Annotated in this window: 15 protein-coding genes and 1 pseudogene; 6 read left to right on the top strand and 10 right to left on the bottom strand. The window is 63.9% G+C overall.

What is annotated here, in order from left to right:
• The 6 genes and pseudogenes from AC0L2X_RS19995 to AC0L2X_RS19970 all read left to right on the top strand — a co-directional run.
• A pseudogene (locus tag AC0L2X_RS19995) lies at positions 1–176 on the top strand (ABC transporter permease); the annotation flags it as partial.
• Between the two features lie 59 nt (positions 177–235).
• Positions 236–1,261: a sugar ABC transporter substrate-binding protein gene (locus AC0L2X_RS19990; protein WP_473559891.1), complete on the top strand. Its 1,026-nt coding sequence runs from the start codon at positions 236–238 to the stop codon at positions 1,259–1,261.
• A 217-nt stretch (positions 1,262–1,478) separates the two neighbouring features.
• Positions 1,479–3,602, top strand: a complete 2,124-nt coding sequence (locus AC0L2X_RS19985; protein ID WP_473559889.1) for an ABC transporter permease — start codon at positions 1,479–1,481, stop codon at positions 3,600–3,602.
• A complete protein-coding gene (locus AC0L2X_RS19980) occupies positions 3,599–4,657 on the top strand; it encodes an SMP-30/gluconolactonase/LRE family protein (RefSeq protein ID WP_473559888.1) in 1,059 nt (352 codons plus the stop codon). The genes AC0L2X_RS19985 and AC0L2X_RS19980 overlap by 4 nt, the downstream gene beginning before the upstream one ends.
• A complete protein-coding gene (locus tag AC0L2X_RS19975) occupies positions 4,657–6,153 on the top strand; it encodes a sugar ABC transporter ATP-binding protein (RefSeq protein WP_473559887.1) in 1,497 nt (498 codons plus the stop codon). Before AC0L2X_RS19980 ends, AC0L2X_RS19975 begins: the two co-directional genes overlap by 1 nt.
• 406 nt (positions 6,154–6,559) lie before the next feature.
• A complete protein-coding gene (locus tag AC0L2X_RS19970; RefSeq protein WP_473559885.1) occupies positions 6,560–6,967 on the top strand; it encodes a carboxymuconolactone decarboxylase family protein in 408 nt (135 codons plus the stop codon).
• 18 nt (positions 6,968–6,985) lie between these two features.
• Here the strand turns inward: AC0L2X_RS19970 and AC0L2X_RS19965 are convergent, their stop codons facing one another.
• The 10 genes from AC0L2X_RS19965 to AC0L2X_RS19920 all read right to left on the bottom strand — a co-directional run bounded on the left by AC0L2X_RS19965 (position 6,986) and on the right by AC0L2X_RS19920 (position 16,352).
• Positions 6,986–7,873, bottom strand: coding sequence for an amidohydrolase family protein (locus AC0L2X_RS19965; protein ID WP_473559884.1), 888 nt, complete (start codon positions 7,871–7,873; stop codon positions 6,986–6,988).
• A complete protein-coding gene (locus AC0L2X_RS19960) occupies positions 7,873–8,949 on the bottom strand; it encodes a vWA domain-containing protein (protein ID WP_473559943.1) in 1,077 nt (358 codons plus the stop codon). The genes AC0L2X_RS19965 and AC0L2X_RS19960 overlap by 1 nt, the downstream gene beginning before the upstream one ends.
• A 53-nt stretch (positions 8,950–9,002) precedes the next feature.
• Positions 9,003–9,899, bottom strand: a complete 897-nt coding sequence (locus AC0L2X_RS19955; RefSeq protein WP_473559882.1) for an AAA family ATPase — start codon at positions 9,897–9,899, stop codon at positions 9,003–9,005.
• 9 nt (positions 9,900–9,908) lie between these two features.
• Positions 9,909–10,919: a xanthine dehydrogenase family protein molybdopterin-binding subunit gene (locus AC0L2X_RS19950; protein WP_352936922.1), complete on the bottom strand. Its 1,011-nt coding sequence runs from the start codon at positions 10,917–10,919 to the stop codon at positions 9,909–9,911.
• A gap of 1 nt (position 10,920) precedes the next feature.
• A complete protein-coding gene (locus AC0L2X_RS19945; RefSeq protein ID WP_473559880.1) occupies positions 10,921–12,288 on the bottom strand; it encodes a xanthine dehydrogenase family protein molybdopterin-binding subunit in 1,368 nt (455 codons plus the stop codon).
• Positions 12,289–12,302: 14 nt separating this feature from the next.
• Entirely contained in the window at positions 12,303–12,785 is a 483-nt protein-coding gene (locus tag AC0L2X_RS19940; RefSeq protein ID WP_473559878.1) for a (2Fe-2S)-binding protein, read from the bottom strand.
• A gap of 50 nt (positions 12,786–12,835) precedes the next feature.
• Positions 12,836–13,630 carry an FAD binding domain-containing protein gene (locus AC0L2X_RS19935; RefSeq protein ID WP_473559876.1) on the bottom strand — a complete coding sequence of 265 codons (795 nt, stop codon included), beginning with the start codon at positions 13,628–13,630 and terminating at the stop codon, positions 12,836–12,838.
• A gap of 21 nt (positions 13,631–13,651) precedes the next feature.
• On the bottom strand, positions 13,652–14,104 hold the full coding sequence (locus AC0L2X_RS19930; RefSeq protein WP_352481579.1) for an SRPBCC family protein: 453 nt from the start codon (positions 14,102–14,104) through the stop codon (positions 13,652–13,654).
• Between the two features lie 107 nt (positions 14,105–14,211).
• Positions 14,212–15,039: a helix-turn-helix domain-containing protein gene (locus AC0L2X_RS19925; protein ID WP_473559873.1), complete on the bottom strand. Its 828-nt coding sequence runs from the start codon at positions 15,037–15,039 to the stop codon at positions 14,212–14,214.
• A gap of 314 nt (positions 15,040–15,353) precedes the next feature.
• Positions 15,354–16,352: an ABC transporter permease gene (locus tag AC0L2X_RS19920; RefSeq protein ID WP_352465268.1), complete on the bottom strand. Its 999-nt coding sequence runs from the start codon at positions 16,350–16,352 to the stop codon at positions 15,354–15,356.
• Positions 16,353–16,366 lie beyond the last annotated feature (14 nt).

Below are 16,366 nucleotides of genomic sequence, written 5' to 3'. Positions count from 1 at the left end.
GCAACGTGCTGGTGGGTGCCGCGCTGATCGGCATCCTGCTCAACGCCATGACCATCATCGACATTCCGCTGCTCTATCAGAACCTGATCAAGGCAGCGATCCTGCTGGCGGCGATCATCGTCGACGGGTTCATCAATCCGCGCGACGAGCAGACCGCCCAGCAAGGCGACATTTAGACTGACGCGAACGGTTGGCGCCGGCCGCGAACGACAACGACCAAACCAGAGGATGTGACATGAAAATCATCAGGACATTTATGGCTGCCGCGGCAGCGCTTGCCGTCTCCGCCTTCGTGGCGCCAAGCTTCGCCGCCGAGGATCCGGGTCCGGCCGCCTATTCGCAAGCGCTCAAGGGCAAGCGGGTGATGCTGGTGCCGATGGCGATGGGCTTCGACCTGGCACAGGGCTGGGCGCATTACCTGAAGACGGAGGTCGAGGCCTGGGGCGGCGTGTTCGAGACGCGTGACCCGAACTGGGTGGTCGACGCCGGCGCGCAGGCGATAACCGACGCGATCTCGTCTGACACCAGGCCGGACGTGCTGATCATCCACTCGCCGGACCTCAACTCCTATGCCAAGCTGATGAAGAAGGCGCAGGCGGCAGGCACCTATGTGCTTTTGGTCGACAATCCGGCGAACTTCCCGGCCGATGCCTTTGTCGGCAGCGACTGGGATCGGCTCGGCCAGCTGGAAGCCGAAGCGGCGATCAAGGGTTGTGGGCCGAATTCTTCCAAGAAGATCGGGCTGGTGCAGGGCGACCAGGCCAACTCGTCGAGCCTCTACCAGTATGCCGGCATCATGAAGGTGCTGGACAAGAACCCCGATTTCAAGGCCGTAGCCAAGCCGGACTCGAACTGGGATGCGACGACCTCGCGCAATGTGACGACGACGATGCTACAGCAGAACCCCGACATCTGCGCCATCATCGATTTCTGGGACGGCGACGCGACGGGCGCATCGGCTGCGATCCGCGATGCCAAGCTCGAGGGCAAGGTGTTCCTGGTCACCACCGGCGGCGGCGAGAAAACCGCCGACTGCGACAAGCTGCAGGACGGCACCTATGGCGCGGTGGTGATGACCGACCTTGCCCGCCAGTCGGGCGATATGAACGCCGTCATAAAATTCCTGTTGCAGAGTGGCCAGCCCGCCGGCACCTCGCACACCTACATCTATACGCTGGAGAAAGCGACGACCAAGGCCGACCTCAAGCCAGACAGCTGCTGGGACTTGAAAGCACTGCAAGCGGAGGCCGCGGCGAAGTAGGCCGGCTTTCCTGAGCTCGGCGCTGCCCCTCATCCGCCTGCCGGCACCTTCTCCCCGTATAGTGACGGGGAGAAGGGATACGCTCCAACGCTGGCGACCCCCTCTCCCCGTCTCTATACGGGGAGAGGGTAAGGGTGAGGGGCAGCGCAAACCTGAGGCGAGCGTCCTGCGGATAGCTCGGCCGATTTTTCCCTTTTCTCTCGAATAGCAGCAACCCATGTCCTTTCGCGAACGCCTCCAGTCCTGGCGCTACAATCTCGTGCCCGACCACCTCCTCGGCGAGATACTGAGCAAACGCTGGACTGATAACGCCATTCCGTTCCTGGCGCTGGTGGCGACGCTCGGCGTGTTCGGTTCGATCATCCCCGGCTTCTTCAAGCCGATGTCGCTGCAGGAATCGACCCGCCAGCTCGGCGAGTTCTCGCTGGTCGTCACCGGCATGACGGTGGTCATGCTGGGCGGCGGCATCGACCTTTCGGTCGGCTCGATCTTCGCGCTGTCCTGTTTTTCCGCCGTGTTCGTCTTTTTCATCCTCGAACAATCGGTGTGGCTGGCGCTGGCCGCCTCGATCGCCACCGGGCTGCTGTTCGGCGCGATCAACGGTTATCTGATCGGCTATTTCAGGCTGCGCGCTTTCCTGACGACATTGGTCACCTTCATCTTCGGGCGGGCGCTGTTCGACATTTTGGTCACCACTTATGCCGCCGACGTCCAGCTTTCCGATGCCACATCGGATGTGCTGGACTTCATCGGCGACGACACTTTCTGGGGCCTCTCGGTTGCGGTGTGGGCGGCGATTATCCTGGCCATCATTACCCATGTCGCGCTGACACGCTCGCGGCCCGGCTGGCATGTGCAGGCGGTGGGCGGGTCGCGGCGATCGGCCCACAATGCCGGCATCCGCGTGCGCCGCACCGTGTTCATGACCTATGTGTTCTCCGGCTTCTGCGCCTCGCTCGGCGGCTTCCTCATCGCTTGCCGGCTGAGCGGGGCAGGGCCGGGCACAGGCCTCAACCTCGAGGTCATGGCACTGACAGCGGCGGTCGTCGGCGGCGTCAGCCTGGGCGGCGGCCGCGGCTCGGTGATCAAGGGGCTGATGGGCGCGATCATCGTGCTGACCATGACAAACGGGCTGATCCGGCTGGGCTATGGCACCGGTACCAACCAGATGGTTCTGGGCATCATGCTTGCCGTCGCGGTCACCATCGACATTCGCTGGCTGAAGAACCGCCACAAGGTTCTGGACGAGGTCTATGTCGCACCGGTCTATTTGAAGATGGGGACAACGCAGTCGGCGGCACCAGGCTCAGGCACGCCTTACGAACTCGACAACCGGTTGTCTGAGGCTGACCATATCGGGCTCGGCGAGCTGGAAGGGCCGGAAGACGTCATCCTCGACCGCGACGACCATCTCTATTGCGGCACCAGGCATGGCGAGATCGTCCGCTTCTTCGCGCCGGACTACAAACGCTCGGAGGTCTTTGCCCATATTGGCGGCTTTCCGCTCGGCCTGGCCTTCGACAAAACAGGCAATCTGATCAGCTGCGTCGGCGCCATGGGCCTCTATTCGGTCTCGCCGGAGCGGGAGGTGAAACGGCTTTCGGCGGAAACGTCGCGCTCCTGGACTTCGATCGTCGACGATGCGCGACTGCGAGACCCCAATGACTGCGACATCGCGCCGGACGGCCGCATCTACTTCACCGATTCCACCAAGCGCTATGACGCCCATGACTGGGCGCTGGACTCGATCGAGAACCGCGCCACCGGGCGGCTGCTCGTCTATGACCCCAAGGACGGTTCGACGAAGACGCTGCTCGACGGCTACCGCTATACCAACGGCGTCTGCATGGCGCATGACGGCAGGTCGCTGTTCTTCGCCGAAAGCTGGGCCTGCCGCGTGCATCGCTATTGGCTGGAAGGGCCGAAAGCAGGCACCGCCGAATGCGTCATCCGCGACATGCCGGGCTACCCCGACAACATCAACCGCGCCTCCGACGGCAATTACTGGATGGCTTGGCTCGGCATGCGCACGCCGAGCTTCGACCTGTCGCTGCGCCATCCCGACATGCGCAAGCGCATGACGCGCCGGCTGCCGCAGGACGAATGGCTGTTCCCCAACATCAACACCGGCGGTGTGGTGAAATTCAATGAGAAAGGCGGCATCGTCGAAGCGATGGGCGACCTGTCGGGCGCCGCGCATCCGATGGTCACCTCGATGCGCGAGCACAAAGGCTATCTGTTCGTCGGCGGTATCCTGAACAACCGGATCGGCCGCTACCGGATTGCCGGTGCCGATCCAAACTGGACCAGCCCCGCTTCCTACTGGGGAGCGAAGCCATGATACTGGACCCGATCCTCGACATCTTTCGCGGCAAGGCGGTGACAATCCCGCCGCTCGATGGCGCCTTCAGGCCGAATACGCTGCTGGACGATGCTCCGGCTTTTGCTGAACTGCCGGAGCCTGACAATCTGCTGATCGCTGACGGCCGGCTGCTGGCCTCCAGCGGCAATGCCATCTACGCGGTCACCGCCGGCGGCGCGCCTGTTCTGGTCGAGACATTTCCGGCCGCGGTCACCGCGCTTGCGCGCTCGCCCGCCGGAGAGCTGACGGTGGCGCTCGAAAGCGGCAAGCTGTTAATCGCGGGCAAGGAGGCTCGCCTGCCAGCCGAGATCCGCTGCATTACAGCACTCGCCTATGCAGAAGATGGCACGCTTTGGCTGGCTAATGGCTCGGCCGGCCACGCGCCGTCGCAATGGGCCGCCGATCTGATGAAGAAGGGTGCGTCGGGTTCGCTGTGGAAGCGCGATCCGGCAGGCAGCGAATTGCGCAAGCTCGCCGGTGACATCGCCTTTCCCTATGGGCTGCATCCAACCAGCACGGATGTGCTGGTCAGCGAGAGCTGGCGGCACCAACTTGTCCGCTTCGATGGCGCAACGGGCAGCCGCTCGACGGTGCTGGCGCATCTGCCCGGCTATCCCTCGCGCCTGTCGTCTGCCGTCGGTGGTGGTGCCTGGCTGGCGCTGTTTGCGCCCCGCAACCGTCTGATCGAATTCGTGCTGCAGGAAAAGCACTATCGGAACGACATGCTGGCGCAAGTGCCGCCGCAGCACTGGATCGCGCCGGCACTCGCCTCGAATCGAAGCTTCCTCGAGCCGCTGCAATGCGGCGGCATCCGCACCATGGGCATCCACAAGCCATGGTCGCCGAGCCGCTCCTACGGGCTTGTGGTCAGGCTCGATCGGGAGATGCGGCCGCAGTATAGCCTGCACAGCCGCGCCAACGGCACGCGTCATGGCATCTGCAGCGTGGCGGAGAAAGACGATCGCCTGTTCATTGCCTCGAAAGGCGGCGATTGCCTGCTGGCTATCGACCTGGCTCCAGAAGGGCATCGCTGATGGAACCGATTGTCCGCCTGGAGAACGTAACCAAGACCTATCGCGGCGTGCCCGCGGTGAAGAATGTCAGCTTCGAGCTGCGCAAGGGCGAGATCCACGCCCTGCTCGGCGAGAACGGCGCGGGAAAATCGACGCTGACCAAGATCATCGCCGGCGTCGTCGACGCGACCTCGGGAAAGATGTTCCACAACGGGCAGGAGATCGCCTACGCCTCGCCGCACGCGGCGCTTGAAGCCGGCATCGCCATGGTCTTCCAGGAGACCAGCCTGGTGCCGTCGATGACGGTGGCGCAGAACCTCTATCTTGGCACCGAGAGCTTTCTCAACCGGCTGCGCGGCACCTACATCTCGGCGCAGCAGTTCCTGCAGTCGTTGAACTTCCCGGTCGACCCGAACGCCATGGTGGCGACGCTTGGCGCGGCCAAGCGGCAGATGGTCGAGATCGCGCGCGCCGTCCACCACAATGCCGAGATCATCATCTTCGACGAGCCGACGGCGACGCTGACGCCGGAGGAAAAGCGGCACTTCTTCGCACTGATCCGTCGGCTCAAGGCAAGGGGTGTGTCGATCGTCTTCATCAGCCATGCGCTCGAAGAGGCGCTCGATATCGCCGACCGCATCACCATCCTGCGCGACGGCGAACTGGTGATCACCGACGATACCGCCGCTTTCGATCGCAACCGGATCGTCGCGGCCATGGTCGGGCGGACGCTGTCGGGACAGCTCTACAGCCAGCGCGACGAGACCAGGTTGCGCAGGGCCGGCAAGAAGGTGCTGTCGGTGCAGGACATCTCGATGAGCAATGTAGTGCGCAACAATTCCTTCTCGATCTTCGAGGGCCAGATCACCGGCGTGTTCGGGCTGATCGGCTCGGGCCGCACCGAGACGTTCAAGATCGTCTCCGGCATCTACAAGCGCGACTTCCTGCGCGGCGGCACCATCGAACTGAACGACCGGCCGGTACGCTATCTCGTGCCGAGCGAGGCGGTGGCGGACGGCATCGTCTATGTCACCGAAGACCGCAAGAGCGAGGGGATATTCGAAACGATGGACGTCGCCGAGAACCTGTTCGCCGGCTTTTTGGCGGCTGGACGGGAAAAGAGCTTGGTGATCAATGCGCAGGAGATGCGGGCGCTGTCGGCCGAATGGACGAAGACGCTGAACGTCAAGGCGATCAACGACAATGCGCGGGTGGTCGAGCTCTCCGGCGGCAACCAGCAGAAGGTGGTGATCGGCAAGGGGCTGGTGCAGAAACCGCGCATCGTTATCTTCGACGAGCCGACGCGCGGCGTCGATGTCGGCGCCATCGCCGAGATCCACCAGATCATCAACCGGCTGGCCGACGAGGGCCTGGCCGTCGTCGTCATCTCGTCCTACCTGCCGGAGATCATGAACCTGTCCGACCGCATCCTGGTCTGCCGGCAAGGCCGCATCGTCGAGGAGTTCTCGCCGGCCGAAGCGACGGAGGAGAAGATCATGTATGCGGCGGTGCATTAGTCCCTTGGCGTAGAAGTTGACATGCCAAATAGTCTTCGCATTGTCGGATTGCATGCCATGGAGATTGGCAGAAACGCCCATCGCTTCGTCATCCTGGGGCGAAGCAAGGAGCGCAGCGACGCGGCGCAGACCCCAGGATCCATGCCGCGACCACAGAGTGCTACCGCGGTGCAGAATTCTGCTCCGCTGCACCTTTCGGCTGAGGTTACGGCATGGATCCCAGGGTCTCCGCGACGGAGCTTCGCTCCTGCTTCGCCCAGGGATGACGACGTTGAGACGCTTCGGCCGGCCTTCAAGGTCTTGCCTCAGCGCGTCAATTGCTGATTTATCCGAGACGATTAGCCACTTTTTCTCAAGACCTGATTCAACGACCTCTCTCATCGATTCAAACGAAAAGGAGCCTGCCATGGCCACCACAAGACTGCTGACCGATGCCGAGGTCGAGGCTAATCCCGCCGTGAAGGCCGTATTCGACGATATCCGCGCGACGCGCAAATCCGACTTCGTCAACAATTTCTGGCGCGGGCTGGCCAATGATCCGGTCTCGCTGAAGCGGGTGTGGGAGCAGCTCAAGGCGGTGATGGTCGCAGACAGCGCCATCGACCCGCTGACCAAGGAGATGATCTACATCGCCGTCTCCACAGCCAATGGCTGCTCCTACTGCGTCCACTCACACACGGCGGCAGCACGGGCCAAGGGCATGACCGAGGCGCAGCATGGCGAGTTGGTGTCGATCATCGGCCTGGCCGGACAGACCAACCAGATGGTCACGGCGCTGCAGATTCCGGTCGATCCGCAGTTCGAGGTGAGGTGAGGGGCGAGGGGCGGGGCGCTACACCGGCCGATATACCTTCTCCGCCGTGTTCCAGAAGATATCCGCCTCTGCAGCCGCGCCGTGCTTGCCCACCGCTTCCCGGTGCGCCCTGATCAGCTCGACGTGGCTGGTCCACAGCTTCTCGATCGGGAAGTTCGAGCCGAACATCAGATGGTCGCTGCCGAGGATGTCGATGGCGGCGTCGACGATATAGCTGATCAGCGCCGGGTCGTTGCGGTGGACGAAGGTGCCGAGGCCGGACAGCTTTGCATAGAGGTTTGGTGCCGCTGACAGCGTGCGCAGGCCGGTCTTCCACGCCTCGGTGGTCTCCGGCTCCATGTCGGTCAGCATACCGGCATGAGTGAGGACGAAATTCGTCTCGGGGTTCTCGCCGACAAGCGTCAGCCCATCCTTCATCTGGGCGGGGAAAAGCTGCAGGTCGAAGGACAGGCCGTAATCCTTCAGCCGGGCGATATTGGCCCGCACCTTTGGGTCGATGACCTGATCGGCCGAGGCAGCGAAGCGGAAGGCCGGCGTTTGGTGCCAGTGCAGCTGCATACGCACGCCGCGCAACAGCGGATATTTTTTCAGCCGGTCGATCTGGGGACGCACATCGTCGACCGTCATGTCGGCATAGCCGACGATGGCGTGCGGCCAAGCGGTTTCTTCGGCGGTCTTCTGCAGGAAAGCGACCTCTTTCTCGAAATCCTCCTTGGCCCAGTTGGTCTGGACATAGACCGCCTTCTCGACGCCTGAACCTTGCTGGTCGGCGAGGAATTCCTCGATCGGATAATCGCGGCGGATCGGCTCGTAGGGGCCAAAGATGCGCGGCACCATCGGTCCGACGAGCCAGGGCTGGTCCTTTTGGCGCCAGATGTGGAAATGCGCGTCGATCGCCTTCTGCATCACAAAACCCTTTTCCAGATTGCCGCGGCCGCCGGAGCGGGGCGGGCGAGCGACAGGATGAACTCGGTGAGACCGGCAATTGAGGAGCCGTCGACCAGGTCATCCAGCACCGGCAGGATGGCGCGAAGTGCTGCCGTTGCCGGCCGGAAGCGCGGATCGCCGGCCAGCGGCGTCGCCAGCGAAAGCCGAAAGGCGCGGGCGCTCAGCCGGCGCATCGCGATTTCCAGCTCGGCATGGTCGCCGCGCTCCAGCGCATCCGACAGGATGACGATCGCCGCCCCGCGTGCAAAGGCGGAGAAGCGCGGCACCGATAGAAACACGAGCAGCGTCGGTCCCATGCGGGTGCCGCCGTCCCAGTCGTCGACGTGGGCAGCGGCGCGGGCCAGCGCCTGGTCGCGGTCGCGAATGCGCAGCGCGGAGGTGATACGGGTCAGCCGTGTGCCGAAGGTGAAGACCTCCGCCCGGTCGGCGCCTTGCACTGCCGCGTGTGCCAGCTTGAGATAGTCCGATGTGTAGAGCTTCATCGAGCCGGACACGTCGATCAGGATGAGAAGCTTGCGCGGCACTGTCTGCCGCCGGCGCAGCAGCGGCGAGGGGATATCGCCGTCGGCATTGACGATTTCGCGCAGCGAGCGGCGCAGGTCGAGCTTGCCGCGCGCATGCGTGCGCACGGTGCGGAAGGAGCGGCGGGCGGGCAAAGCGGTGGCGAGCTTGCGGCGGAAGGCGGCAAGCCCGTCGCTGTCGCGGCTGAATTCGCGGACGCTCAACTGTTCGCTGGCCGAAGACAGTTCGCCGCCTTGCTCCTGGCGGATTACCTCGATTTCTTCTTCGCCCGTTGCACCATCGTCCTTGATGCGGGTTTCCTCGTCGCTGTCGCCTTCGACCAGCGCCGCGGCGTCCCCATAGAAATGGTTCCGGAAATGCGCCTCGAATTCGTCGCGGCGATCGGGCGGCGGCGCCAGCGTGGCAAGCGCCGCTTCGCGGATGTCGGTCATCGAACGGGGACCGAGCAGCGTCACCGCTTGCATGAAGCCGGAGACCTGCTCGGGCGCCACCGCAAAGCCGTAGCGGCGCAGCAGCCGGCCGAAGCCGAGGAAGGGCGCCGCTCCTCGAGGCAGAGCCGCAGGGCTCACGCCAGCGCCTCCTCGACAATCTTGCCGAGCTCCGTCGCGATGCAGGAAAGGTCCTCCTCGTCCTTGATCAGTACGCCGATGGCCCGGCGAAACGCTTCCGGCCATGGGCTGCCGCCCTTTTCGAGGATGGTCGCGGCGTTGGCCCATTCGACCGCCTCGGCGATGCCGGGTGGCTTGGCCAACGGACGCGCGCGGATGTCGCGCACGGCTGAGGCAACGGCGCGCGCCGTGGCTCTTGCGACGTCGCCGGCGCGCAGCATGATGATCTCGGCCTCGCGCTCGGCGTCGGGATAGGTGATCCAGTGGTAGACGCAGCGCCGCCGCAGCGCTTCGGCAAGTTCACGAGTGCGGTTCGAGGTCAGGATGACGATCGGCTGCGCCGTCGCGCGAATGGTGCCGCGCTCGGGAATGCTGATCTGGAAATCGGACAGGAACTCCAACAGCAACGCTTCGAATTCATGGTCGGAACGGTCGATCTCGTCGACCAGCAGCACGCGCTTTTCCGGCGCCTTCAGCACCTGCAGCAGCGGCCGCGCTATGAGAAAGCGGTCGTCATAGATGTCGACCTCATGTTCGCCGGCATGGCGGATGGCGAGCAGCTGGCGCTGGTAGTTCCATTCGTAGAGCGCATGTGCGGCGTCGATGCCTTCATAGCATTGCAGCCGCACCAGATCGCGCCCGAGCAGTTCGGCTATCGCCTTCGCCGCTTCCGTCTTACCGACGCCGGGAGCGCCTTCGAGCAGCAGCGGCTTACCCAGCCTGATCGCCAGGAAGATGGCGGTGGCCAGGCTTTCATCGGCGAGATAGCGCGAGGCGGCGAGGCGGGACGCCACCGCCTCCGGCGAGGTCGCGACTGTGTCTGCGTTTGCAGTCTGGGCGCTTCTCTTGGGCATTTCCAGCACTCAGTTCGGAGCGCCGGCTTGTGCCTTCAGCGCCCGCAGGATGCGCTCCGGCGTGATCGGCAGCGTGTCGATGCGCACGCCGACGGCGTCGAAGACGGCATTGGCGACCGCCGGGATCTGCGGGTTGGCGCACATTTCGCCCGGCCCCTTGGCGCCATACGGCCCGTCCGCCGAGGGCCGTTCCAGCACAATGATCTCGGTTTGCGCGAGGTCGCCAGGACCCGGCATCAGATATTGGTTGAAGTCGGTGCCGCCATGGTCGCGGTTGGGATAATAGGGTTCGGTCGTTTCGTAGAGCGCATGGCTGATACCCATCCATGAGCCGCCGACGAGTTGCTGCTCGACCATTTTCGGGTTCAGCGCGCGGCCGATCTCAAACACGTTCTTCACCGTCAGCACGGTGACCTCGCCGGTCTCGTCGTCGACCTCGACCTCCGCCACCGTGCAGGCGTGCGCATAGCAGGTCGACGGCTTCATCGCGCCGGTTTCTTTTTCCGGGTAGGAGCGGGGGATCAAAAACATGCCGCGGCCGGAAATCGAACGGCCGCGTTTGAAATGCGCCGACAGCGCGACATCGAAGATCGAGATCGATTTTTGTGGCGCGCCCTTGACCAGGATGTTGCCTTGGCCGTCGGTCTCGAGGTCCGAGGCGTTTACCTCAAGTTCCTCGGCCGCCACTTCCAGCATCACCTGGCGGGCTTCCCTGGCCGCCTGGATAACCGCATTGCCGGCGCGGTGGGTGCCGCGCGAGGCGAAGGTGCCCATGCAGTGCGGACCGGTGTCGGTGTCGGCGGTGTCGACGACGACGCGGTCGGTCGGCACGCCGATCGTCTCGGCGCAGATCTGCGCCATGATCTGCTTCATGCCCTGGCCGAGATCGACACTCGACAGCGTGACCATGAAATTGCCGGTCGGCGTCGAATGCACCAGCGCCTGCGTCGGGTCGCCGCCGAGATTCATGCCGGTCGGATAATTGATCGCGGCGACGCCGCGTCCGCGCCTGATCGCCATCTCAAGCTCCCTTCGCGTAAGACGACATCGCCATGAACTTCTCCGCCACCGGCCAGTTGGCGGTGCGCGAAGCTTCCTGCATGCACTCGATCAGCGCCGCCCCCTCGGTCGGCTGGCGATGCGCCTTGATGTCGCCGTCGCGGTAGGCGTTGAGGAAGCGGAATTCGAGCGGGTCCATGCCGATCAGCCGGGCGAGCTTGTCCATCTGCACCTCCAGCGCGAAGTCGCCGATGGTGACGCCGAAGCCGCGCATCGCCGAGGACGGGGTGCGGTTGGTGTAGACGCAGTAGGTGTCGATCCAGACATTCGGGATCGTGTAAGGACCGGGATAATGCCCGGCGCCCTTCTGCGCGCCGTAGGGCGAATGGCGCGAATAGGCGCCGGCATCGGTGTAGCCGGCGACTTTGCGCGCCACGATGCGGCCGTCCTTCATCACGCCGTCCTTGATGACGACTTTCTCGGCGGCGCGCGGCGAGGAAATCTGCATCTCTTCCTCGCGGCTATAGACAAAACAAACCGGTCGTCCGGTTAGTTTTGCGCCGAGGATGGCGATCGGCTCGACGATGACGTCGACCTTGCCGCCAAAGCCGCCGCCGACAGTGCCACCGACAAAATGCAGCTTGTTGCCGGGCATCTGCAGGATGACCGAGGCGTTGTCGAGGGTGAAGAACATCGCCTGCGTGTTGGTGTAGCAGGTGAAGCGGTCGTTGCCCTCGGGTGCCACGATGCAGCCTGTCGTCTCGGTCGGCGCATGCTCGATCGGCGAAGACTGGTAGATCTGTTCGAGCACGTGATCTGCCTCGGCAAAGCCTGCCTCGACATCGCCGAAGCGCACCTTGCGGCATTCGCCGCTGTCGTAGAGGTAATAATTCCGGCCGTGATATTCGTTGACGATCGGCGCGCCGGGCTTCAGCGCTTCCTCCATGTCGAAGACGGCCGGCAGCACCTCATACTCGACCTTGACCTTGGCAGCCGCCTCCTGCGCGGCACGCTCGGTCTCGGCCAGCACCGCCACCACGGCCTCGCCCTTCCAGCGCACCTTGCCGTCGGCCAGAACCGTTTCGTCCTCCGGCCCGATCTGGATCAGGATCAGGATGGTGTAGACATTGTGCGGCACATCCTTGGCGGTCAGCACCTTGACGACACCCGGATGCCTTTCCGCCTCGGACGTATCGATGCTGCGGATGCGGGCGTGATGGTGCGGGCTGCGTACCATCTTCAGGTGCAGCATGCCGGGAAAATTGCGGTCGGCGAAATAGGCGGTCTTGCCGGTGACATGGCCGGGTGAATCCGAACGCGGCCGTGGTTGGCCGATCTCGTGCAGATCGTCCTTGCGCTGGTCGGCGAAATAGCTCTTGCGGAGTTCCATCTTTTTAACTCCCCTCAAGCCGCATTCTGCGAATTGGACCGTGCGGCGGTCAGCACCGCCTGGATGATCGGCTCGTAACCGGTGCAGCGGCAGATATTGCCCGACAGCGCCTCGACCACGTCCTCGCGGCTGGGGTTCGGCGTGTGATCGAGCAGCACCTTGGCGGCCATGATCATGCCCGGCGTGCAGAAACCGCATTGGGTCGCGAAGGCGTCGAGGAAAGCGCGTTGCAGCGGATGCAGCACGCCGCCTTCCGAAAGGCCTGACGTTGTGATGATAGTGGCACCATTGCAGGCCTCTGCCAGCGTCAGGCAGGAGAGCCGGAGTTCGCCATCGATGACGACCGAGCAGGCGCCGCAGGTGCCTTGATGGCAGCCGCCCTTCGGCGAGGTGTCGCCGATCTTGTCGCGCAGCGCATGAAGCAGCGTCGTGCCGCTGTCGATGAATTCGGCCTTTTCGGCACCATTGAGCGTGAACTGAACCGGGACCTTTGCCATCTTTTTTACTCCTTGCGCCGCGGCCAGGCGGACATACGCGCCACGGTCTTTCAGGCGAGCAGCAGCCGACCGAGATGGACCGGTAGGACTTCGTTGCGATACCAGGCGCTGGCGATCGGATCGGTTGGCGGCGAAGTGCCGTCGCGGGCAACAGCCAGTGCCGGTGCGATGCCCTCGCTGGTGAGTTCCCGGCCAATCAGGGCTTCCTCCGCCGCCCTGGCACGGATCGCCCGGTCGGCCATGCAGCCGAGCGCGATCCGCGCGGACGACACGGTGCCGTCCGGCGCCTGTTCCAGCACGGTGGCGATGCTCAGCACCGAAATGCCCTTTGGCTTGACCCTCGACACTTTCAGGAAGCGAAAGCCGTCTTCCTTCGGAAGCGTGAAGCCGACCGCAGTGACGATGGCGTGGTTGCTTTCGCGTTTTGCCAGGAAGGTTTCGATCGGCAGTTCGCCGTCGCTGGTGCTGACATTTGCGTTCAGAGCCAGCAGCGCAACGGTGAAATCGCCGTAAGGCGTGGGCGCGAAGAGATTGCCGCCGACGCTCGCCATGTTGCGGATCGCCGGTCCGCCGACGGCGCGCGCGGCACTGGCCAGCGGAGCGAGATCCGCATGGCGGGCGATTGCTGCCATGGTCACCGAAGCGCCAATGCGGACCGTGTCGCCGGAAATGCGGATGACCGACAGCGCCGGTTCGGTCGACCTGACGAAACCGGAAATCGACACGTCGCCTTCATTGACGGCGCGCACGACCAGCGTGCCGCCACCGAGATAGCGGGTGCCGGCTGCTTTCAGCGCCGCGCCGGCGTCCTTCACCGTCGGGAAAGTCTGCAATGCAAGCGCCATGGAACGCTCCTGTTTGTCAGCTCAATTCAGCTCAACCTTGCCCGCGAAATGCGCCTTCAGGGCGTTGAAGCCGCCCTGGAAGACGTTGGCGCCCATGCCTTCGGCCAGCTTGTCGGCTTCTTCGGGAGGGGCGTCGAAGCTGGCGGTCCATTCGGCATAGGTGCGGTCGCCGTCGGTCACCCGCCGCAACTGCAGCGTTGCCTTGTGGTTGGTGAGCGGTTGCGGCGTCTCCAGGATGGAGTAGCTGACGAGAAAATTTTCGTCGGAGAAATCGAGCAGCTTTTCGCGGAGGCGGGCGCCGCTGGCGAGCTGGAAATTGCGCACGCAGCCGATCGTGCCGGCGTCCTTGCCGTCCTCGATATGGCTTTCGACCATGCGTGGGTGCCAGGTCGGCAGACCGTTGAAGTCGCGTATGCGCGCCCAGACCTTTTCGACCGGTGCGTCGATGACGCTGGAGATGGTGACTTTCGCCATATGATCGTTCCCTTGCAAATCAGCTGCTTGGGAGGGTAGGGCGGCAGGCTCGGCAGCGCTTATCAATGCGTCTTGAACGCCTATCAAATAGTCTGAAAAACGGGCGCTCAGCTGATCGCCCGCGCCGCCTCGCGGTAAAGCGTCGGCGGGACGCCGACATGGTCGCGGAAGAAGCGCGAGAAATTGCCTTGCGTGGTGAAGCCGAGATTGCAGGCGACCGAGATCAGCGGCTCCTGCGACCACTGCAACTGCCGCACCGCTTCCTCCATGCGCAGCGTGTTCCAATAGACGTTGGGCGTCAGATTGGTCTGTTCCTTGAACAGCGCGAAGAAATGCGGCCGCGACAGGCCGACGCTGCGCGCCACGTCGTCGAAGCAGATGCGCTCGCAGACATTGGCTTTCATCAGCTGGATCGCCTTGCGGACGCGGAAATCCTGCATGGTGTTGACGCGGGCGCGCACGGTCTGCGGTGCGGACGCGTCGGCGGCGTCGAGCACGCTGTCGATGAAGCGCTCGATCTCGTAATTGGCGATATCGTCGATGCTCTCGTTGTCGCTGAGATGGTCGAGGAGGTTGGCCGCCGCCTTGTGCAGCCAAGGCTCGAGCGTGATTGCCGGGCTCGCGAACAGCGGCGCGGAGGAAGGCAGCTCGCGGCGTTTTCGAGCCCAGTCCGGATCGATGTAAAAGGCGAGGAACAGGCCAGGCGTGCCGTCGCGCGACAGAGCGTGGCTGTGCGGCTGGAAGGAATTGATGCCGGCGGCGGTGCCCGGTCCAAGCCGCACAGTCTCGCGGCCGATGGTCATCTCGCCGGCCGTGCCTTCCAGCCAGATGATGATATGCGCCTCGACATGGGCATGGGTGACGAAGTCGCTGGCGACGTTCAGGACAGAAACATGTCCGAACCGGCCCCAGTAGAGCCTGATCGCTTCCGTCATGGGTATATCCTCCAGCAGGCGACTGGCCTCCCTTCGCCTGCTGCGAGCGATTGTGCGGCTCAGTCTGGGCTTGCGTCAAGACGGGATGTGCCGAGCTTGACGCCTGCTTTGCCTTGCGTTGGCGGATTTTCAGACTCGGCGATAGGAGCGCGTCCCCTTCTCCCTGTGGGAGAAGGTGGATCGGCGCGCTAGCGCCGAGCCGCTTGAGGGGTGTTGGAAGAAATGAGGCGATGCCAAGCTGGAGCACCCCTCATCCGTCGCCTTCGGCGACACCTTCTCCCACAAGGGGAGAAGGGGACGTTGGGGCTTGAACGTCAGTCGTTGCGCCTGAAATTGCGGATGCGGTCGAACAGCACGGCGAGCAGGATGGCGCCGCCGATGAACACGCCTTGCCAGAAGGCATTGATGCCGAGCAGGCCGAGGCTGTTGCGGATGACCTCGATCAGCGCCGCGCCGACGACCGCGCCGAAGGCTGTGCCCATGCCGCCGGCCAGGTTGGCGCCGCCGATGACGGTGGCGGCGATCACCTGAAGCTCCATGCCGTTGCCGAGATTGGTGGTGACCGCGCCCAGCCAGCCGGTCTGGATGATGCCGGCAAGGCCAGCCGCCAATGCCGAGATCATGTAGACGACGACCTTGATCTGGCGCACCGGAACGCCGGTCAGCGTTGCCGCATGCTCGTTGCCGCCGATGGCGAAAATGTGCCGGCCGAATTTCGTCCAGCGCAGCACAAAGCCGGTGATCAACGCCAGCACGATCATGTAGAGCACCGGATTGGCGATGCCGAACACCCAGGCGCCGCCGCCCAGCGCCAGCAGCTTTTCATGGTCCGGCCCGAACTGGAAGACGACGGTGTTGTTGGAGGCGACCATGGCTAGGCTGCGCGCAATCGACAGCATGCCGAGCGTCACAACGAAGGGCGGAAAGCCGAGATAGGCGATCAAGACACCGTTGAAGGCGCCGATGATCAGCGCTGTCGCGATCGCGGCGCCAATGCCGATCTCGATGCCGTAACCGGCATGCATGGTCACGGCCAGCACCATCGAGCACAGGCAAAGCACCGAGCCGACCGACAGGTCGATACCGCCGGTGATGATGACGAAGGTCATGCCGAGCGCCACGATGGCGACGAAGGTGACGTTGCGGGTGATGTTGTAGAGGTTCTTGGTCGTGGCGAAGGAATCCGTGGCCACCGACAGGAACAGGCAGGCGAGGATGACCGCGATCACCACCCAGAAGGTCTGGCTGGCAAACACCTTGCTCAGCAAGGTGTGCTGCTTGTGCGCGATCGTCTGATCAAGGGTGACTGCCATTATCGACCTTTTTT

It is taken from the genome of Mesorhizobium sp. WSM4828 (assembly GCF_055811175.1).
This window is presented reverse-complemented; position numbering and strand designations above follow the sequence as displayed.